The 19,403-nt window shown below is 61.6% G+C and carries 17 protein-coding genes; all 17 read right to left on the bottom strand.

The window, feature by feature from the left end; translation table 11 throughout:
- The 17 genes from fliE to LGQ10_RS10885 all read right to left on the bottom strand — a co-directional run bounded on the left by fliE (nt 1) and on the right by LGQ10_RS10885 (nt 19,087).
- A complete protein-coding gene (fliE, locus tag LGQ10_RS10805) occupies nt 1-327 on the bottom strand; it encodes a flagellar hook-basal body complex protein FliE (RefSeq protein WP_058437732.1) in 327 nt (108 codons plus the stop codon).
- A gap of 129 nt (nt 328-456) precedes the next feature.
- Complete coding sequence (fleR, locus tag LGQ10_RS10810; RefSeq protein ID WP_226525525.1) at nt 457-1,863, bottom strand: sigma-54-dependent response regulator transcription factor FleR; 1,407 nt, start codon at nt 1,861-1,863, stop codon at nt 457-459.
- Between the two features lie 5 nt (nt 1,864-1,868).
- Complete coding sequence (locus tag LGQ10_RS10815; protein WP_226526127.1) at nt 1,869-3,062, bottom strand: sensor histidine kinase; 1,194 nt, start codon at nt 3,060-3,062, stop codon at nt 1,869-1,871.
- A 127-nt stretch (nt 3,063-3,189) separates the two neighbouring features.
- A complete protein-coding gene (locus tag LGQ10_RS10820) occupies nt 3,190-4,665 on the bottom strand; it encodes a sigma-54 dependent transcriptional regulator (RefSeq protein ID WP_058437738.1) in 1,476 nt (491 codons plus the stop codon).
- A 177-nt stretch (nt 4,666-4,842) separates the two neighbouring features.
- Nucleotides 4,843-5,139 (bottom strand): hypothetical protein, encoded by a 297-nt coding sequence (locus LGQ10_RS10825; protein ID WP_058437740.1) that lies wholly within the window; start codon nt 5,137-5,139, stop codon nt 4,843-4,845.
- Between the two features lie 11 nt (nt 5,140-5,150).
- Nucleotides 5,151-5,546 carry a flagellar export chaperone FliS gene (gene fliS, locus LGQ10_RS10830; RefSeq protein WP_058437743.1) on the bottom strand — a complete coding sequence of 132 codons (396 nt, stop codon included), beginning with the start codon at nt 5,544-5,546 and terminating at the stop codon, nt 5,151-5,153.
- Between the two features lie 128 nt (nt 5,547-5,674).
- The gene (fliD, locus tag LGQ10_RS10835) at nt 5,675-7,120 is read right to left on the bottom strand and encodes a flagellar filament capping protein FliD (protein ID WP_058437744.1); all 1,446 of its coding nucleotides are present in this window, start codon (nt 7,118-7,120) and stop codon (nt 5,675-5,677) included.
- Nucleotides 7,121-7,202: 82 nt separating this feature from the next.
- The gene (locus LGQ10_RS10840) at nt 7,203-7,589 is read right to left on the bottom strand and encodes a flagellar protein FlaG (protein WP_058437748.1); all 387 of its coding nucleotides are present in this window, start codon (nt 7,587-7,589) and stop codon (nt 7,203-7,205) included.
- Between the two features lie 72 nt (nt 7,590-7,661).
- Nucleotides 7,662-8,513, bottom strand: coding sequence for a flagellin domain-containing protein (locus LGQ10_RS10845; protein WP_058437746.1), 852 nt, complete (start codon nt 8,511-8,513; stop codon nt 7,662-7,664).
- Between the two features lie 236 nt (nt 8,514-8,749).
- Entirely contained in the window at nt 8,750-9,019 is a 270-nt protein-coding gene (locus LGQ10_RS10850) for a hypothetical protein (protein ID WP_226525526.1), read from the bottom strand.
- Nucleotides 9,016-10,305, bottom strand: coding sequence for a motility associated factor glycosyltransferase family protein (locus LGQ10_RS10855; protein ID WP_226525527.1), 1,290 nt, complete (start codon nt 10,303-10,305; stop codon nt 9,016-9,018). Before LGQ10_RS10855 ends, LGQ10_RS10850 begins: the two co-directional genes overlap by 4 nt.
- 81 nt (nt 10,306-10,386) lie before the next feature.
- Entirely contained in the window at nt 10,387-11,313 is a 927-nt protein-coding gene (locus tag LGQ10_RS10860) for a ketoacyl-ACP synthase III (protein WP_226525528.1), read from the bottom strand.
- A 227-nt stretch (nt 11,314-11,540) separates the two neighbouring features.
- Complete coding sequence (gene pseI, locus LGQ10_RS10865) at nt 11,541-12,593, bottom strand: pseudaminic acid synthase (protein ID WP_226525529.1); 1,053 nt, start codon at nt 12,591-12,593, stop codon at nt 11,541-11,543.
- Nucleotides 12,586-14,091 carry a UDP-2,4-diacetamido-2,4,6-trideoxy-beta-L-altropyranose hydrolase gene (pseG, locus tag LGQ10_RS10870; protein WP_226525530.1) on the bottom strand — a complete coding sequence of 502 codons (1,506 nt, stop codon included), beginning with the start codon at nt 14,089-14,091 and terminating at the stop codon, nt 12,586-12,588. Before pseG ends, pseI begins: the two co-directional genes overlap by 8 nt.
- A complete protein-coding gene (gene pseF, locus LGQ10_RS10875; protein ID WP_226525531.1) occupies nt 14,088-14,795 on the bottom strand; it encodes a pseudaminic acid cytidylyltransferase in 708 nt (235 codons plus the stop codon). Before pseF ends, pseG begins: the two co-directional genes overlap by 4 nt.
- Before the next feature lie 100 nt (nt 14,796-14,895).
- Nucleotides 14,896-16,065: a UDP-4-amino-4,6-dideoxy-N-acetyl-beta-L-altrosamine transaminase gene (gene pseC / locus LGQ10_RS10880; protein ID WP_058436424.1), complete on the bottom strand. Its 1,170-nt coding sequence runs from the start codon at nt 16,063-16,065 to the stop codon at nt 14,896-14,898.
- A 94-nt stretch (nt 16,066-16,159) separates the two neighbouring features.
- A complete protein-coding gene (locus tag LGQ10_RS10885; protein WP_226525532.1) occupies nt 16,160-19,087 on the bottom strand; it encodes a TIGR00180 family glycosyltransferase in 2,928 nt (975 codons plus the stop codon).
- Nucleotides 19,088-19,403: the final 316 nt, after the last annotated feature.

A 19,403-nucleotide genomic window follows, 5' to 3' on the forward strand; every position in this document is an offset into this window, starting at 1 on the left:
TTAAACCGGCATCTGCATGATGTCTTGGTACGCTTGAACCAGTTTGTTACGCACCTGGGTCAAGGCTTGAAAAGACACGCTGGCCTTTTGCGAGGAAATCATCACGTCCGTCAGATCGACGCCGCTCTTGCCGATCTCGAAGGCACTGGCCAGCTGGTTGGACGCCTGCTGGGTATCGCTGACCTTGTTCACGGCCTGGCCAAGCAGATCAGCGAAGCTGCTGCCGCTGACCGGCGCTACTGCGGCAGATTTCGGCTGCGACATTGCGTCCATCTGCATGGCCCGCATATCCAGCATCAACCGATTAAATTCAATACCTTGGCTCATGGCTTACTCTCTCTGACGACCCGCATTTTTTTGACGCTCACTCCGCGGTTAGTGAGGTGTTAGCAACAAGGGTGCCAGCTCCATGGCCCAACTCGACAAAAGCCCCTCCCGGGCTTCCAAGGTCACTCATCACGTGGCGAACAGATAAGCCTCGACGTCCATTCCGGCGTCACGCATCTGCGCCAATTTGTAACGCAGGGTGCGCGGACTGATACCCAGCCGTTCCGCGGCTTCCTTGCGCCGCCCACGCTCTGAACGCAGGGTATCGATGATCATCTGGAACTCCCTGCGCCGCAGGTCGTCGCCCAGGCCGCCCGAATCCTGGGCCGGCGCCTCGGCCACACCAGCCACTGCACGGGGCACACCCTGGCCTGCCGGCATCAGCGCCGGCAGCGGCGCACAGGCCACCGGCCCGGCCAGGCAGAAGTCTTCAGGACGGATCAATCCACCCTGCTGCAGGATCAGCGCCCGTTGCAGGGCGTTATCCAGTTCGCGCACATTGCCCGGCCAGGGGTACGCCACCAGGCAGGCCTGGGCCTCGGTAGAAAGCCTGGCAGTGGCATGCTTCATTTTATTGACGTGCTTGACCAGCAAGCGCTCGGCCAGCGGCAGGATATCGGCAGGACGCTCGCGCAATGGACGCCAGGCCAGGGGGAAAACCGACAGACGGTAATACAGGTCCTCGCGAAAACGCCCCGCCGCCACTTCGCCCGCCAAATCGCGGTTGGTGGTGGCCACCACCCGGATATCCAGGCTGATGGGCTTGCGTGCCCCCACCCGCTCCACTTCGCGCTCTTGCAGCACCCGCAACAGCTTGGCTTGCAGGCCCAGAGGCATTTCGGAAATCTCGTCCAGCAGGATGGTGCCGCCGTCGGCCTGCTCGAACTTGCCGGGCTGGGCCGCAATCGCGCCAGTGAATGAGCCCTTCTCGTGACCGAACAGGGTGGCTTCAAGCATGTTGTCGGGAATGGCCGCACAGTTGATCGCGATGAACGGCTGGCCCACACGATGGGAATGCTGGTGGATATAGCGCGCCAGCACTTCCTTGCCGGTACCGGACTCACCGGAAATCAAGACTGTGGAATCGCTGCGTGCCACCCGTGCCGCCAGCTCCAGCAATTGCAGGCTGGCAGGCTCTAAAGCCACCGGCCCTTCTTCCTCGGCCACGCCCAGGCTCCCCAGGGCGTGGCGCGCCACCAGATCGAGCAGCGCCCTGGGCTCGAAAGGCTTGACCAGGTAATCGGCGGCGCCTTGACGCATGGCATCTACCGCACGCTCCACTGCGCCATGGGCGGTCATCAGCAACACAGGCAATTGCGGCTGACGGACACGCAGCAAGCCGAGCAATTGATGACCATCCATGCCGGGCATGTTGACGTCGCTGACCACCAGGCTGAAGGACTCGGCGGCCGTTGCCTCCAGGGCCTCCTCCGCACTGCCCACTGCCTTGTAGTCATGGCCGGCCAGCAGCAGGGTGTCCGCCAGGGCCTCGCGCAGGGCGCGATCGTCTTCAACCAGTAGAACCTTGATTGCCATTACCTTCACTCCACTCCATGGGCACTGGAGAACAGAGGCAGGGTCACCAGGGCGCAAGTACCGCGCCCGGGACGCGAGCGCAGCGACAATTCTCCCTGATGAGCACGCGCCACCGCCTTGACCACCGTCAGGCCCAACCCGGTCCCGTTGGCCTTGGTGGTAAAAAATGGTTCTCCCAGGCGCTCCAGCACCGCAGCGTCGATTCCACTGCCGCTATCGCTGATGCACAGGCGCAAGGCATCGTCTCGGCGATACAGGTGCACCTTCAGCCGAGCGGCCCCGGCACTGGCTTGAACGGCGTTCTCGATCAGATTGAGCAAGGCGCCGACCAGCGTGTCGCGGTTGCACAGCAACTCGCCGTCATGGCTGTCGCACTGCCAGCGCACGGCGACGTCCTGGACATGGGGCGAGGCGGCAGCCTGCAGGGATTGCAGCAGCGACCTGGGTGTCAGGCGATCGGTCAGGGGCAGCTCGCCACGGGCGAATACCAGCATGTCGCGCACTTGGTGCTCGAGCTCATGCAGGCGCTCCTTGAGCCGCCCAGCGAAGCGCTGCTGAGTGGCCACCGGCAGTTCCTGCTCGGTCAGGTGACTGGCATACAGCAGGGCCGCCGACAATGGCGTGCGAATCTGGTGGGCCAGGGACGCGACCATCTTGCCCAGGGACGACAGGCGCTCGTGGCGAGCCAACTGGTCTTGCAGGCGACGGGTTTCAGTCAGGTCGTTCAGCAGCACCAGTTGCCCTGGCTCGGCGTCCAGAGAGCGGGTAGAGATGGACAGGCGCCGGCCATCACGCAGGGAGATCTCATGACCATCGTCTTCACGGGGAGCGAAACTGCGAGCAATGATGCTGCGCCACAACTGCCCTTCCAGCGGTAACCCCAGCAGTTCGCAGGCCGCCGGGTTGGCTTCGCTGACGATGCCATGGCCGTCGATGACGATGACCCCGCCCGGCAGCAGGTCGAGCAGGTTCTGCAGGCGATTGGCCAAGCGTTCCTTTTCCGCCAGCTCCTGCATCCGCTGGGCGCTGACCACCGCCAGCTCGCCCTTGAGCTCGGTAACCCGAGCCTCGAGCATGCTGTAGGAGTCAGTAAGTTGGCTCGATACTTGATTGAACAGCGCAAAGGCCTGCTCGAGACCAAGCCGGCCCGCCTGCTCTACGGACGACGATTGTCCCTGGGCATCGGGGGCAGTAGACATCTGGGCGGCTTGGGGCATGGGCTCTCTCGCGTGGCTGACCGTCAGTTAAACGGAACGTTGCAAGAGGCTTAGCAATACCCGTGCCTAAAAAAAACCGCCAAGATTTCAGTGACTTGAAAAACAGGCGTCAATCATCCGCCTGTTCGTCTCCTTCGCGACGGCTCATGCCGTACTTGCGCATCTTCTCCACCAGGGTGGTCCGACGGATACGCAACCGCTCGGCGGCCCGGGCCACGATACCGTTGGCATCGTCCAGCGCCTGCTGGATCAGTCCCTGCTCCAGACTGCCGAGATAGTCCTTCAGGTCCAGGCCTTCAGGCGGCAGCATGGCAGTGGCGGAGAAATCCGGTGCATGGCCATTGATCGCCACCCGCTCTTCCAGGTCGCTGCGCAGGCTATCCACCAGCTGCTCGTCTTCGTCATCGACGTAGCGAAACTTCTTCGGCAGCTCGACCACGCCGATCACCCCATAGGGGTGCATGATCGCCATGCGCTCCACCAGGTTGGCCAGCTCGCGGACGTTACCTGGCCAGCCATGGCGGCACAGGGACATGATGGCAGCGGAATTGAAGCGGATCGAACCGCGCTTCTCGTGCTCCATTCGCGAAATCAGCTCGTTCATCAGCAGCGGAATATCTTCCACTCGCTCACGCAGCGGCGCCATCTCGATGGGGAACACATTGAGGCGGTAGTACAGGTCCTCGCGGAAGCTGCCGACCTCGATCATGCTTTCCAGGTTCTTGTGGGTGGCAGCGATGATGCGCACATCGACACCCTGGGTCTTGTTGCTGCCCACACGCTCGAAGGTCCGCTCCTGCAGCACGCGCAACAGCTTGACCTGCATCGGCAGCGGCATGTCGCCGATCTCGTCGAGGAACAACGTGCCGCCGTTGGCCAGCTCGAAGCGCCCGGCACGGCTGGTGATGGCCCCGGTAAAGGCGCCCTTCTCATGGCCGAACAGCTCGCTTTCCAACAGCTCGGCAGGGATCGCCCCGCAGTTGACCGGCACGAAAGGTGCGTCGCGACGTTTGGAGTGATAGTGCAGGTTGCGCGCCACCACTTCCTTGCCGGTGCCCGACTCGCCCAGGATCAGCACACTGGCGTCCGTGTCCGCCACTTGCTGCATCATCTGGCGGACATGCTGGATCGCCCGGCTGGTGCCAACCAGGCTGCGGAACAGGTTGGGCTCGCGATGACGCCCGCGCTCCCGCGCCTGGTCGTACATTTCACGGTAGACCTGGGCACGATGCAGGGAATCGAGCAGCTTGCTGTAGCTGGGGGGCATTTCCAGGGACGACAGCACCCGACGGCGCTGGTCTTCAGGAAGGTCGACGGAAGAATTTTCACCCATCAGCAGGACCGGAAGGAACTCATCCCAGGTCGAGAGTGTCTTTAACAGGCCCGGAAGTGCACCAGGAGCGTTTACGGTCCCGATGAGGACGCAGATCACTTCACGACTAGACGACAATGAGCCGACAGCCTGCTGCCAGTCATGGCTACCACAGGGTAAATTTTCTTCGCCAAGAAAATTTAAAATCACCGCCAGGTCGCGGCGGCGGACGCTATCGTCATCGATCAGCAGAATTTTGGTTTCACGCCACATGCAATAGCAACTTCCCTAGTCAACTCAATGCCCGGAAATTAATGGGGGCAAGCTAGACGCGCTTGAAGGCATTTTTCTGCATTCATAGACGCCTGAAATCTGAAAACAGCCACTAGTTAAGTCAAAAATGCGTGCACAGTCAAATTTATGGCGCGCAGTGTTCGGATCAACTCGACATTAACCGAACAAATGGTAAACCTTTGCCGCGTTCTGTGCTTGATGGATCTGCGACATCTCATCGAATATCGCCTGCCGCTCGCCAGTCGCCACGTCCAGCAACTGCCGGTAGACCCCCAACAGTTCTTCGAGATTGCTGCGAAGGGCCACTTCGTCGACCGCAGCTTCGCTGAGCACATCCTCCATGCATGACCGGCACGCCAGGTCCAACTCGCCGATGGCCTGCCAATTGCGCTCAGCCAGGGCGTCGACCAGGGCCTCGCGGGTTTCTTCAATGCGTTGCAGGACTGCACTCATGGCATTTCTCCTTAAAACTGCGGACCCGGGGCCGCGATGGCGTCCCAACCCTCTTTGACCGTGCGCAGCAGACCATCCACCTCATCGAGGATCGATGGGTCCGACTTGATGTTGGCCTCGGTCAAGCGCGTCATCATGTAGGCATAGAGACCATCCAGATCACCCAGGGTGTCCATGGAGTTCTCCAGGTCCAGGCCCTCGCGCAAACCGCCGATGATGCCGATGGCCTTGTTGATGAACACGCCCTTGTTGGCGATATCCTTGCGCGCTATCGCGCCCTTGGCCTGAGCGATGCGATCCAGGCCACCTTCCATCAGCATTTGCACCAGGCGATGCGGGCTGGCCTCGGAAGTCTGCGCCTGCCCACCCACCTTTTGGTATTGCCGAAGGGCTAACATCGGGTTCATGTGGTACCTCTTCAAAACTCAAGGGTTCGTATAAACAGCGTATCGACGCAACGTCAAAAAACTTTAGGTCAAATGCAAAAGCCCGGAGCGCTGGAAAACACTGCCGGGCTTTTGGCGCAAACTGTATATCAGCCTTTCTTCTGCGCGTTCAAGGCCTCGAACATGGAGGTAATGTTACTGGCGGTAGCCTTCAGCTTGCCAACCAGGGTATCCATGTCGTTGTACTTTTTCGTCAGAACGGCCGTCAGCGTTTCGATCCGACGATCCAGCGCTAACTGCTGATCGGCCAGTTTTTTCTTGGTCAGGTCCAGGGTCTTGGTGCGAGTGGTCAGGATCCCCTCGGTCATGGTGCCTACACCCTGGGTGTAAGGCTTGATGGCATTGCTCATGCGCTCCAGCAGACCCGGCTTGGTGCCATCGCCACTGAACAGCGTCTGCACCTCACCACCCAGCCCCTTGTCCTGCACCGCTGCCGTGAACTTCTTCTCATCGAAGTCCAGTGCACCGGTTTTCTGGTTGGTCGTGATTCCCAACTGAGACAGCACTGTCAACCGGTCACCAGCGCCAACTTCCGACAGGGGCGCACGAATGACCGACAGGATCGAACGCGGCAACGAATCACCAGTCAGTTGCGCTGGCACGGTCAGCTTGCCGTCATCATCCAGGGAAGGCTTGGTCAGGGTGCTGATACCGTTGACCACCGCGTTGTAGGACTCGATGAACTTCTGAACCGAGGTCTTGAGGCCGTCGGTGTTGTCTTTCACTTCCACCGTGATCGGATCGGTCGTCTTGGCCACCAGGGTGATTTTCAACCCGGAAACGGCCTGGGTGACGGTGTTGCTCTTGCTGGTCAGCGCCATGCCATCGACAGTGAACTTGGCATCCTGGGCCAGGCCAGCGATAGAGCCGGAAGACGTGGCGGTAGGCGGCTTGGTCATCTCCTGGTTACCGTTGATGGCCAGCCCGGTGATGCCACTCACGGAAATGTCGGAACCAACACCGGTTTTCCCAGAACCAATCACCAGGCGCGAACCGAAGGAGTCGGTGATGATGTTGGCATTGATACTGGCCGATTTCGCGTTGGTATCGTTATTGATCGCATCGCGCACCGATTGCAACGTCGCATTGGCACCAATGGTAATCGGGTAGCTAGTACCATTTTGAGTGATATTCAACGTACCACTCGGGATGGCGCTGGACGCTCCTCCGGCAAAGGCCGCACTCGCCACCTTCGACGAAGTTGCCAGCTCGGAGACCGTAACCTTGTACGTGCCTTTCACGGCATCGTTGCCTGCAATGGCCGTTACGAACTTGGCATCGGTGGTCGTGGCAGCGTATGCGGTAAAGGAGGGATTGACGGAGCTCCCCAGGCCGGTGACCGAGAGCGTGCTCTGGAGGGATGACAACAACGACTGCAAAGTGCCGATACCGGAGATGCTCGCGCTATTGGTTGCGGTCGCACGGTCGATCTGACCTTGCTTGGCAGACTTGTCAGCGTTTACCAGTGCCTTGACGATAGCACCGGTATCGATACCGGAGCCCAGGCCGGTGCCCGGTAGAATTGGACTTGCCATGTGTATCTCCCTTCAGTGTGCCGCCAGTCTTTTGACCACTACAGCGCCCAAAAGAACGGAAAAACAATATTCGTGCCAGCTATCAGACCTTGGCGCTGAACAGCAGGCTGCTGGCGTCGTTCAAGCTATTGGCCAGCTTCAGTACTTCTTCGTTGGGGATCTGACGAACCACCTCACCCGAATCGCTGGCAATGACCTTGACTACAACTTTGCCGGAGGGCTCATCGATGGAGAACTCCAGGTTACGCTTGACCGACTGGACAAACTTTTCGATTTCCTGCACGGCCATCTTCAGTTTTTCCTGCTCGGTACGAGCCTCTTTCCTGCTTTCCTGCGTAGCTACAGTCGTCTCAGAAACCGCAGGAACGGCGGAAACAGACTCTCGAGGCTTCTCCACAGGCTTATCGACAACCGGAGTCGCGGACTTGGCCACAGGATAAGACAAGTTCAGCTTCATGCTCATGTCCATGTCCACCACCTCTCAAGTAAAAAAGCGAGAGAGCACGACCAGCGCACTCCCCCGCCAAAGCTTAGCCGGCTATTACTGAAGCAGCTTCAGTACAGCGGATGGCAGTTGGTTGGCCTGGGCCAGAACTGCGGTCGAAGCTTGTTGCAGAGTCTGCTGCTTGGTCAGCTGGGCAGTTTCAGCAGCGAAGTCGGTATCTTGTACGCGACCCAGTGCAGCACTGGCGTTTTCGTTGATGTTCTGCAGGTTGGAGATGGTGCTGGTCAGACGGTTCTGAGCGGCACCGAGGTCAGCACGGCTGGAGTTGATCTTCGACAGAGCGGCGTCGATGGCGATCATGGCAGCTTTGGTGTTGGTCTCGGCAGTGGTGGTGTCGTTACCGGTGATGTTGATGGTGCCGGAAGAAACGCCCAGGGTAGTGGCGTCGAAGCCGCTGTCCAGGGTGATGGTGATCTGGTTGGTAGCGCCAGTGTTGGAACCGACCTGGAAGGTCATGGTGCCAGCGGAACCGTCGATCAGGTTCTTGCCGTTCAGGTTGGTCGACTTGGCGATACGAGTCAGCTCGTCCGACATCTGAGCAAATTCTTTGTTCAGAGCAACGCGGTCTTGAGTACCGTTGGAGTCGTTTCGCGACTGGACGGCCAGTTCACGCATACGCTGCAGGATGTTGGTGGATTCTTGCATCGCGCCTTCAGCGGTCTGGGCGATGGAGATACCGTCGTTGGCGTTCTTGATCGCCATGGTCTGGCCACGGATCTGCGAAGTCATGCGGGTAGCGATCTGCAGGCCGGCGGCGTCGTCTTTAGCGCTGTTGATCTTCAGGCCGGAAGACAGGCGAGTCATCGAAGTCGACAGAGCGTCGGAGGCACGGTTCAGGTTCTTTTGAACGTTCAGCGACGTAACGTTGGTGTTTACTGTTAAAGCCATGACGAATTCCTCGTTGGTTGGGTACTGCGGCTTCCGGCCCTGGCAACCGCCGGGTAATGGCCTAGAGAACCTTCGTAATAGTTATCGTCGCGGATGCAAGTTGCTTTAGGGCTTTTTCAAAAATATTTGCCATCACCCTGCCACCCCTTTAAATACAAGGGCTTAAACCCCGCCAAACGAAAAACTGACGCCAGAAAACCCTCGCCCGCCATTCCGGGCAACAACGGAGGGAAGACTCAACCAGCAAACGCCTCCCGCAGCCACTCCACCATTTCGTATTCCAGATAGTCAGCCAGGCCCAGCCAGTCCTGTGCTTCCTGGCAGGCCAGCATCAGCCCCAGCAGTCGGGCCCAGTCCTGATGGACTGGCACCGGTGCAACATCCACGAGCCGTTGAACAGGTTCGAACAGCTCGATCATGACACCCGCCGCCTCCACGTCGCGCCCCAGGCGAAACAGTCCGGCAACGTCCCGGGCATTGGCCAGCAAAGGTTCAAGTCGATTCATTGGACAAAATCCGCATGGAAGGCCGTACCGGCGATCATCGCGCCACTGCGACTGGTATTGAAGAAGGCAATCTCGGGCCGGCTGGCGATGTAGCGCTCCAGCTCGCACAGGTAGCTGCGGAAGTTGAGCTGGGTCTTGACCCGCTGCCCATGCCCGTCCAGCACCCAGTGCCTGGCGACACCGGCTTGCGGCCCCAGGTCGCCGTCTTGCCATCCGGCATGAGTACGGCTTCCCGGGAAGGCGAAGTCCGCACCGAACAGCGTGATACGTTTACCGCCCATTCTCACCGCCAGGTCCACGGCCGGATGAATCACGCTGCCTCCGGCATGCAACTGCGCCCGGGGTAGACGCTGGCGCAAGGCCTGGAATACCGGGCTCGCGGAATAGCCCACATAACGCGAACCTTGCCAGCCCTCGAGCACTTGCGGATCGGCCAGAGGCATGTAGACCAGCGTCGTGCCTTCGCTGTCCTGGGCCGGCAGATGCCGGGTAGAGATACGCTGATCGATGCTGACCACCAGGTCCGGTCGGATACCGTGCCGACGCAGCGGCAGGTACGCCGTGTCGACACAGATCAGCAACGGCCTGTCCGTCCCGGCAGCCACTGTATGCAACGCACTGAAGTGCTGCTCCAGGCTCGGCCCGGTGGCCACGACGAAAACCTCCCGGCCGGTGCAGGTATCGAACAGCTCGGCCACGTCGTGATCGATCGCCACCCACGGCTCGACAGCCGCCAGGCGCTCACCGATAGCCGTCGAATCAGCGCTGAACAGGCGATTGTTGAATGCCAGGTGAGTCTCGCTGATCAATCGGTCCCGAATCTTCGCGCTGTCATCGTCCGCCAGTACCAGCTCGGCCGGCAGGGCAAAGAACGGCAGCTGGATTTCCCGCAGGTCGCTGGCATACAACAGCTCCACCCGCGGATCGGCCAACCAGGCATCCTGCTCCAGCAACTGCAGGACCAGCTTGAACAAGGCCCCATTGAGGATGTGCACATACAGGCGCTGCAACCCCGGCCGGGCCAGCAACGCCTGCTGCAGGTCACCCAGGCCGCAGCCATACACATGCAGGACCGGCTCCTCGGGCAGGCTGTCCGCCTGCAGCCGGGCTTCGCGGGTACGGTCATGACGACTGGTGAGCTGGATGCCGGCGATCTCCAGGGTCGCCCCCAGCCCCTCCACCAACTGCGCCGACAACGAGCCACTGTCCTCAGTCCGCACCCGCGCCAGCAGCGCCGGCCAGCGTTTTTCCATCACCGCCGCGTTGTGTTCAAAGCTGTCGCTCATGTTGCCTCGCTTGTCGCCGGTGCAAAAAAATAGCGCTCAAGATTACACCTTGAGCGCTACGTGTGCCGCCAGGAGCCGGTCTCAGGGACGATAGATGATCGCCGACCCCCAGGACAGGCCAACGCCGAAGCCACTCAGGGCCACGCGATTCCAGGTGGAATCGAACATGTGCTTTTCCAGCAGCAGTGGAATGCTCGACGAAACCGTGTTGCCGGTCTCCACCATGTCCTTGACGAACTTGTCCGGATCACCCTCGAAACGCCGGGCCACGGCATCGACGATCGCCGCACTGCCCTGGTGGATGCAGAAGGCATCGATGTCCTCGGGCACCAGGTTCGACTCCTCCAGCAACTCGTGCAGGTGGGCCGGGACCTTGAGCAGGGCAAAATTGAAGACCTGGCGGCCATTCATGAAGAACACGCCATCACTGACCTTCAGGTGTGGAGCGCCGGAACCGTCGGTGCCGAACTTGGCCTTGCCCAGCTGCCAGGTCGCCCCCTCGCCCAGCCAGGTGGCCGTGGCGGCATCGCCGAACAGCATGGTGGTGTTGCGGTCCTCGGGATCGACGATCTTCGAGTAGGGATCGGCGGTCACCAACAGACCGTTCTTCAGGCCAGCGGCCTCCATGAAACCCTTGATGGCGTAGATGCCATACACATAACCGGAGCAGCCCAGGGAAATATCGAACGCTGCCACGCTGGTCGACAGGCCCAGCTTGTCCTGGACAATCGCCGCCGTGTGGGGCAAACCTTCCTCGTCACCGTTCTGGGTCACCACGATCAGCGCGTCAATGGACTCGCGCTTGAGCTCGGGGTTGGCGACGAACAACGCATTGACAGCTTCGACACACAGATCGGAGGTCTCTTGTGCAGCCTCCTTGCGCGGCAGGAAGGTCGAACCGATCTTGCCCAGGATGAACTCTTCATCCTTGCCGAATTTTGCACCTTGTGCGTAATTGTCCAGGCCGGCTACAGGCACGTAGCTCGCAATGCTTTTTATGCCAATCATTACGGCTTCCCAATAATAAACAGCTCAATACCCCCGCTCAGTCACCTGGCAGGGGCTGCCGAAAAAACACGGATAATTCCGTCGAGCACAGCGTTGTCGGGAAGAAACAAGGGCTATCACGGACCTGGCACGCAGGGCTGGCGCCATCTTCCCGGGCCATACATTAAGTGAAGATGCACGTTCTGACCCGCAGGTCACGCCATTTTGCGAATCAGCGGCACAAAGGCCTATTCGACCAACGCCCAAGCCAGCGCGGTTCCACGCTTGATTGCCTGGCGGGCACGGCGACCGAGCAGCGCGTCATAGTGCTTGGGGGCCAGCCCGAGCCCGGGACGAATGGCCCGCACGTTATCGGCACTGAACACCTCCCCCGCCTGCATGTCCCGGGTGACATACAACGAGCGCCGATAGACCAGGGACTTGCCCTCGGCCTCGGTGGCGCCGTAACGCACCTGCCCCATGGCCTGCCAGGCTCGCTCGGTTTCCACTACCAGGCTGGCCAGTTCCTCAGGTTCCAGGGAGAAACTGGCGTCGACTCCACCCGCCGCCCGATCCAGGGTGAAGTGTTTCTCGATCACCGTTGCACCCAGGGCCACCGCCGCCACCGAGACCCCAACCCCCATGCTGTGGTCGGACAGCCCCACTTCACAGCCGAACAGCTCCCGCAGGTGGGGAATGGTCAGCAGGTTGCTGTTGGCCGGCGAAGCCGGATAGGTGCTGGTGCACTTGAGCAGCACCAGGTCGCGGCAACCGGCCTCGCGAGCCGCACGCACGCTCGCGTCCAGCTCGGCGATGCTGGCCATGCCGGTAGAAATGATCAGTGGCTTGCCCGTGGCCGCCACCCGGCGGATCAACGGCAGGTCAGTGTTTTCGAAACTGGCGATCTTGTAGGCCGGGACACCCAGCCCCTCCAGGAAATCCACCGCGCTTTCATCAAAGGGCGTGGAGAACGCCAGCATGCCCAGCTCCCGAGCCCGGGCGAAGATCGGTTCATGCCATTCCCACGGCGTATGGGCCTTGCGATACAGCTCGTATAACGAGGAGCCCGCCCACAGGCTGTCCGGGTCCTTGATGAAGAACTCGCCCTGGTCCAGGTCCAGCGTCATGGTGTCGGCGGTATAGGTCTGCAATTTCAGCGCATGGGCCCCAGCCCTGGCCGCCGCCTCGACAATGCGCAGCGCCACATCCAGTGACTGGTTATGGTTCCCGCTCATCTCGGCGATGATCAACGGCGCGGCGCCAGCACCCACGGGGCGCGAACCGATCTTGAAGCTAGTCATCCAGGTGTTCCTTCAGTACACGGGTGAATTCGCAAGTGCTCTGCTGATAACCAGCCCGGCGAAACAGCGCCAGCGAAACCTGATTTTCTGCCATGACATGGGCCCGCAGGCGCTCCACCTCGGGCCAGTACTGCGCCAGCCAGGCCTCGCCGCGCTCGAGCAAGGCCCGCCCCCACCCCAGGCCAAAGCGTGCGGCGAACAGATAGACCGAGACTTCCACCTCAAGGCCTTCGCGGTCGTAGCGCAGCACGCCCACCGGCCCATCGGCCAGCTCGGCGATCAATAACCGGCGCTCGGGGTCGGCCAGGCAAGCTTGCAACCACCGTACATGCGCTGGCCAATCCAGCGCCTCGGGCTGCCGGGACCAGCGCCTGACCGATTCGGCCTGGCGCCCATCGAACAACAAGCGAGCATCATCAAGGGTCGCTGGCCGCAGGCGCAGCACAGGAGTGAACAGCGCTGCGGCCACCCGTTCCACACCCAGCCCATCCACCCGCTGGCGCCCATGGGCCGCCAGGCTATGGCGCAGCCCCGGATTGTCCAGCAACAGTGCCAGGGCCTGGCGTATCTGCTGGACACTCACACGCGCGCACGGCCCCAGGTACAGGTGGCACCCCGCCTCTGCCAGCAACCGGGCGTTGAGCTCCTGGTTGCCAGCCACCGTGATGCAGAGCGTCGGCAGGCCAAGCACGGCGCGCTCCCAACTGGTGCCACCGCCCGCCCCCAAGCACACGTCGGCACTGGCCATCAGTTCAGCGAAATTCTCCACGTAACTGTGCAGGCGCCAGTTCTCCTTGCCGGCGCTCAGCGCCTGCATGGCTTGCCAATCGGGATTGGCGCTGCCGGCGACGAAATCCACCTGCAACGCCTGCATGTCGGCCAAGGCTTGCATGGCCTTGTAGGTCTGGCCGGCGGCATCGAAACCACCGAAGTTCACCAGTACCCGCAGTGCTCGGGGACGAATGGTGATGGCCGGCCGGCGAAACTCTTCGCGCAACAGGGCGAAACGCGGACCGAACAAGGTCCGGCAAGCCGGATCATGCAAACCGTCATAGGCTTGGGCAGTTCCACTGCAGTTCTGATCCAGCAACAGGTCCGCGGCATGCCGACGATTGGCCAGATCGTCGATCGCGGCTATGCGCGGCGCCCAGAGGCGCGCTGCCGCCTGCCAGCGATGATCGAGCGCATAGTGATCCACCAGCACCCAGTCGAAGCCCGGGCAAGTGCCCAATGCCTCTCCCAGGGCCGCGATATCCGCCTGCCAAGGCAACAACGTCTCTATGCCAGCCTCCGGCTGCTCCCCTGGATAGAGGCCAGGCAATTGGAACGTGGCAAATCCCTCGGCCTGCAGGGTTGCCAGGCGGTGACCAGGCAGATCGCGACAAGCGAACGCCACCTCGGCCCCCTGCCGACGCAACACCCGGGCCAGGGTCAGGCAACGAGCCACATGCCCACTGCCGATGGCCGGTGAAGCGTCCGCGCGGATCAACACCCTCACTCCAGCTCTCCCCCGGCCTTGAGCGCGGCATGCAGATACTCGGCGCGCCGCCAGTCTTCCTCGGTATCGATGTCCTGGACCAGGTGACGCGGCAACACCACCGGCAGACTGCGGGGCGAGAACAGCATCTCGCCCTGTAGCCAGGCCCTGGAGCGCCCCCAGTAGAATTGCCCGGCATCCTGGTAGGCTGCCGGCAGATCCTGGGAACGTACCTGGCGGAACTCGGGATACAGCGCCTGCAAGGCCCCGTCCTGGTCGAGAGTCAGGGCCCGCTGGACCGGAAAACCGAAGCCACAGACCGAAAAGGCGAAGGCCTTGTCCGGATGCGCCGCCAGCAACTCAAGGCCCTGGCGCAGGTAGCGCTGCTGCAGCAACGGCGCGGTGGCGTAGATGCAGCACGCGTACTCGAAGGCCTGCCCTTGCTCCTGCAACGCCTGCAGGGCGTGGACGATCACCGCCGCGGTGCCGGTGAAATCATCCGCCAGGCTCGCGGGGCGTTCAAAAGGCACCTGGGCCCCACAGGCAACGGCCAGCTCGGCGATTTCCGGGTCGTCGGTGCTGACCACCACTTGCTCGAACAAGCCGGATTCCAGTGCCTTGGCGATGGAACGGGCGATCATCGGCACGCCATCGAACGGCTTGAGATTCTTGCGCGGAATACGCTTGCTGCCACCCCGGGCAGGAATCAGCGCCACGCAGCTCACTGGCCTGACTCCCGATCAGGCACTGCGGTTGCAAGCCAACGGCCGGTACCTGTCCGCAACGTCACCAGCCCTCTGCACTTGTCGCCCTGTTGCGCCCTGCTCAATCCAGTATCCGCCGCAGATGCTCCACCACTTCGTCCTGCATTTCATCGCTCAACTCGGGAAACAGCGGCAGGCTCAAGGCCTCCAGAAAGTAGCGCTCGGCCTCGGGAAAGTCCCCCTCGGCAAAACCCTGTTCCTGGTAATACGGCTGCAAGTGGACCGGAATATAGTGCAGGTTCACCCCCAGCCCTTGCGCTCGCAACGCCTCGAAGACCTGGGCCTGGGTCAGGCTGATCCGCGACAGGTCAAGGCGCACCACATACAAGTGCCAGGCCGACTCGGCCCCATCCTGGGCCACTGGCAAGGTCAGCGGCAGGCCGGCCAGCAACTGCTGGTAGCGTGCCGCCAGTTCCCGGCGCCGGGCCACGAACGGCTCCAGCCTGGCCACCTGGGATAACCCGAGGGCTGCCTGCAGGTCGGTCATCCGATAGTTGAAGCCCAGCTCCATCTGCTGGTAGTACCACAAGCCCTTGTCCGGGACCTGCATCACGGCAGGGTCGCTGGTGATCCCATGGCTGCGCAGGCGACGCAGGCGTTCGGCGAAGTCCTGGCGATTGGTCAGCACCATCCCGCCCTCGGCGCTGGTGATGATCTTCACCGGATGGAAGCTGAAGATGGTCATCGCCGCATAGGCGCCGCAGCCCACCGGGCGCCCCATATAGGACGCCCCGACGGCATGGGCCGCATCCTCGATCAGGACGAACCCGTAGCGCTGCGAGAGCCTGGCGATGGCTTGCAGGTCAGCGCTCTGACCGGCAAATGCCACGACCACCACCACCTTGGGCAGGGTGCCGCTGCGCTCGGCGGCCTCAAGCTTGTCTGCCAGCCGCTGGGCATCCATGTTCCAGGTGCGCGGATCGATATCGACGAAATCCACCTGGGCCCCGCAGTAGCGCCCACAGTTGGCCGACGCGACGAAGGTATTGGGACTCGTCCACAGCCAGTCGCCCGGCCCCAGGCCGGCAGCCACGCAAGCAATGTGCAACGCCGCCGTGGCATTGCACACCGCGACGGCATGTTCGGCCTGGCAATGCTCGGCCAGCGCCCGCTCGAAGCGCTCGATGGTCGGCCCCTGGGTCAGCCAGGGCGACTTGAGCACCGCCACCACCGCATCGATATCAGCCTGGTCGATGCTCTGGCACCCGTAGGGAATCCGGTACGGGCTCATGATGGCGAGCCATCGCGAACAGATGCACTCGAGCCTTCAGGCACCAAGTGCGGCATCGACAGATAATCGGGCATGGGCAAAACCCTCCAGGCAATCAATGGGCAAGCAACTGCAGCCAGTCCACCCGGCTTTCGGCCTTCAGGGTGAAGCTCCTGCCGGCCAGTGCCAGGTTCTCGTTGTAGCTGGCGTCCTGGGCAAAACGCCCTCCCCACTTGTCCTTCAGCGCCGCAGCCGCCTGCGAATCCTCGGCCAGGGTGCCAGGGTGCAGGACCTGCGCCTGGGGCGTCAGCACGGTGAGGTATCCGGCATCGGCGGTTTTCAGGCACAGGTCGACATCGGCGAAGGCCTGGTCGAAGTGCTCTTCGTCCAGGCCACCCACGACGTCGTAGAGCGCCTTGGCGATCATCAGGCAGACGCCGGACACCGCCGAGTAGTTCTTCTCCACCCACAAGCTGTTCATGTAGCCCGGTGCATCCTTGGGCACGCCGGCAAAAGCTGCGCCCAGGTGACCGTTGAACCCCAGTACCAGGCCGGCCTGGGTGGTCATGCCCCGCTCGTTGACCAATCGCGCACCCACCACCCCGACTTCCGGGCGCTGGGCCTGGTTGAGCAGGCTCTCGATCCAGTTGGCATTGACCACCTCGGCATCGGAAGACAGCAGCACCAGGTATTCGCCCCGGGCTTCCCGGCAGGCCGCATTGTGCAAGGCCGAAGCACTCAGACGCTGCCCGCTGCGCAGAACACGAATGCGCTCGCCATGGCTTTCCAGGCTGGCGAGCCAGCCCTCGAGTTCGGCATCCTGGCTATGGTTCTCGGCAATCAGCACTTCATAACGCTGGTAGCGAGTGCGCTGCAGCACGCTGACCAGGCAGCGTTGCAACCGGGCAAAGTTGTCCTGGCTGGGCAGGATGATCGACACCAGCGGGCGCTCGGCATGCTGATAGTCAATCTGGTAGGTACCCGGTCGCGCCGAGCTGACCTGGGCTCGATAGCCACGATTGGCCAGATGCCGGGTCAGTACCTGACGCTCTTCAGCATTGTCCCGGACTTGGGCAGCCTGGCAGATCAACAACGGCTCGGCGAGATGGGCCAGGCCCGCCAGACCGCCGTCTTCAATCAGGCGCAAGATCAGGTCCAGCTCGATCGCCTGGGTAAATTCCCGGCTGAACCCACCGACCTGCACCAGCGTCTCTCGCTGAAACAGCCAATGGCGGGCCATCAGCGCCGGAGCGCTCTGCAACAGGTCCAGGTTCACCCCGGGACGGAATACCGCGCTCAGCGAGCCATTGGCCTGGCGCTGCAGCTCGTCCATCGCCACTGCTCTTATGCCTTCGGCGCCAACCAGCTCGAGGCTGGCGCGCAGCAACCCACTGCTTGTGAACTGGTCCCCCGCCTCCATCAGCATCACCCAATCGGCAGTGGATTGAGCCACGACCTGATTCAGGCGCTCGATATGGCTGCCGGCATTGACCTTGATGAAATGCACGATGTCTTGGGCGGTGGTAACGGCCGGCAGAGCGCCGGTGGTCAGGACCGTCAGCTTGAACGCCTTGCAATGGTTGGCCATCAGGGAATCGAAGGTGGCCTGCAACTTGACCATGTCGGCATCCAGGTCGAGCAGCAGGATCTGGAATTGCGGACCGCCGGCGCGCTTGCCCAGGCGGTTGGCAATGGACTTGAGCTGGGCCGGCTTGGGATCGCGTCCATCCAGCCAATTGAGCAACTGGCCAGAACGGGTACCGGCAAACAAGGCGCTACCGTTGGTGGCCGGCAACCCTTCGAGGCGCGCGGACCATGTCCGCAACTGCCGGTACACCTCGACCTCATCGGTATCACGCATCGATTCGGCCAGGCGCTTGGCGACGGTAGCGTTGAACATGTTCAACTCAAGGGCCTGCCACAAGCGGCTACGAACAGTCTTGGCGTTGTCGTTGGGGTGAACTCGCAGCAGTTCTTCCTGGCGCAACAACACCCCTTCCAGGGCAGCGAGCTGCGACTGGCCCGCAGGCATGGCGAGCATCAGGAATTCGATATCGGCCAGCAACTCGAACATCGGCTGGTTATAGAACGGCAGTTCCACGAACTGTTCAGGTTCGAAGGCGCGAACCGGCTGCTTGCCGACCTCGCTCCAGGTCGAACGAAAGACCTTCGTGCCCCGGGGCGAAGGACCATTGGCAATACATCCGGCAACAGCCTCGAACCCCTCCAGGATCGCTTGTTTCAGCGATCGTGCTGGCTGGCCGGAAACCTCAAGAGGCATGGCGGCGAGCAACTCGGCGAACTGCTCTCGCTGCGTCATGGCCCCTGCATCCTTGCGAGCCAGCATCGCCTGCAGCTGGGCAGCACGATCCACAATGCCATTTCCCAGCGCCCGGACAATGAAAGGCACTGGCAGAACCCGCGCCTTGGCGCTGGCCAACAGGTAGAAAGCGCGACCGATTTCCTCCAGCTCAAGCCCTGCAGCGCAGGGCAAGTGGCCGAACCACTGGCGCAGCAGTCGAGTACGCACCACCGCATTGAATGGCGTCAGGAAGCTGCCCATGAAACTCGAGATTCGTTCGTGGGCGCTGTCGCTGGCGAAGTCTTCCACGCCCTTGCGGTCACGCAGGTAGTAGCTGGTTTCCATGCCCTCTATTGAGTACATCACCCCGTAGCCCTGGCAAAAACCATAGTCGGAATGAGTCTCCAGAAACTCCAGGGCTTGGCACAACCCATCGCGAACCAGGAAATCCTCGTCACCGACAAAAGCCATGTAAGGCGTGGTGACCAATTCAGCGCCTTGAGCCAGCTTGGCCTGCAGATCCAGTTGCGGCAGGTGCTGATAACCCACCTTGGGAAACTCGCGAACCAAGGCCTTGTCAGCCACCCCGGACGAGTCCAGGACCAGGATCGAACACGGATAGGCGCTGTAGTAGCGCAAAGCCCTCTGCGCCAGCGCCTTGGATTCGTGGGTCAACACCACCAGCGTGAACTGCTCGCTCAGTGGGAATGCCTCATCACCTGCTTTATCTTGAACCCGCATCTGTCTTTTTCCTCATCCGGCTGATCGCCTGGAATCTCGAACCGTTAATGCTTGATGCTCGACGAACGCGGCGCAGAGCACTGCTCACGCCTGCTTTGTCGAGTCGAATGATGAAACTGTCCGGCCTGTTCGCTAGCAGCCATCATCAATGGCAATGAGCCCGCGTCGCGCTGCGCCAAAGAATTGGCTTGAAGAAATCCCCTTCGACCGCAACCCAGGGGATCAACGCAAGAACGAACGGCGACCGGCATCACTCGACACTCACAACGTTTGTTTTATGACAATTACCTGAGCAGCTGCAGGAAACGCGCCAGTT

This window comes from Pseudomonas sp. L5B5 (genome assembly GCF_020520285.1).
Classification (GTDB): domain Bacteria; phylum Pseudomonadota; class Gammaproteobacteria; order Pseudomonadales; family Pseudomonadaceae; genus Aquipseudomonas.

What these genes read in the sequence shown, in the direction of transcription:
- fliE (WP_058437732.1), bottom strand. Translation starts at nt 327, where the DNA reads ATGAGCCAAGGTATTGAATTTAATCGGTTGATGCTGGATATGCGGGCC.
- fleR (WP_226525525.1), bottom strand. Translation starts at nt 1,863, where the DNA reads ATGGCAATCAAGGTTCTACTGGTTGAAGACGATCGCGCCCTGCGCGAG.
- LGQ10_RS10815 (WP_226526127.1), bottom strand. Translation starts at nt 3,062, where the DNA reads ATGTCTACTGCCCCCGATGCCCAGGGACAATCGTCGTCCGTAGAGCAG.
- LGQ10_RS10820 (WP_058437738.1), bottom strand. Translation starts at nt 4,665, where the DNA reads ATGTGGCGTGAAACCAAAATTCTGCTGATCGATGACGATAGCGTCCGC.
- LGQ10_RS10825 (WP_058437740.1), bottom strand. Translation starts at nt 5,139, where the DNA reads ATGAGTGCAGTCCTGCAACGCATTGAAGAAACCCGCGAGGCCCTGGTC.
- fliS (WP_058437743.1), bottom strand. Translation starts at nt 5,546, where the DNA reads ATGAACCCGATGTTAGCCCTTCGGCAATACCAAAAGGTGGGTGGGCAG.
- fliD (WP_058437744.1), bottom strand. Translation starts at nt 7,120, where the DNA reads ATGGCAAGTCCAATTCTACCGGGCACCGGCCTGGGCTCCGGTATCGAT.
- LGQ10_RS10840 (WP_058437748.1), bottom strand. Translation starts at nt 7,589, where the DNA reads ATGGACATGAGCATGAAGCTGAACTTGTCTTATCCTGTGGCCAAGTCC.
- LGQ10_RS10845 (WP_058437746.1), bottom strand. Translation starts at nt 8,513, where the DNA reads ATGGCTTTAACAGTAAACACCAACGTTACGTCGCTGAACGTTCAAAAG.
- LGQ10_RS10850 (WP_226525526.1), bottom strand. Translation starts at nt 9,019, where the DNA reads ATGAATCGACTTGAACCTTTGCTGGCCAATGCCCGGGACGTTGCCGGA.
- LGQ10_RS10855 (WP_226525527.1), bottom strand. Translation starts at nt 10,305, where the DNA reads ATGAGCGACAGCTTTGAACACAACGCGGCGGTGATGGAAAAACGCTGG.
- LGQ10_RS10860 (WP_226525528.1), bottom strand. Translation starts at nt 11,313, where the DNA reads ATGATTGGCATAAAAAGCATTGCGAGCTACGTGCCTGTAGCCGGCCTG.
- pseI (WP_226525529.1), bottom strand. Translation starts at nt 12,593, where the DNA reads ATGACTAGCTTCAAGATCGGTTCGCGCCCCGTGGGTGCTGGCGCCGCG.
- pseC (WP_058436424.1), bottom strand. Translation starts at nt 16,065, where the DNA reads ATGAGCCCGTACCGGATTCCCTACGGGTGCCAGAGCATCGACCAGGCT.
- LGQ10_RS10885 (WP_226525532.1), bottom strand. Translation starts at nt 19,087, where the DNA reads ATGCGGGTTCAAGATAAAGCAGGTGATGAGGCATTCCCACTGAGCGAG.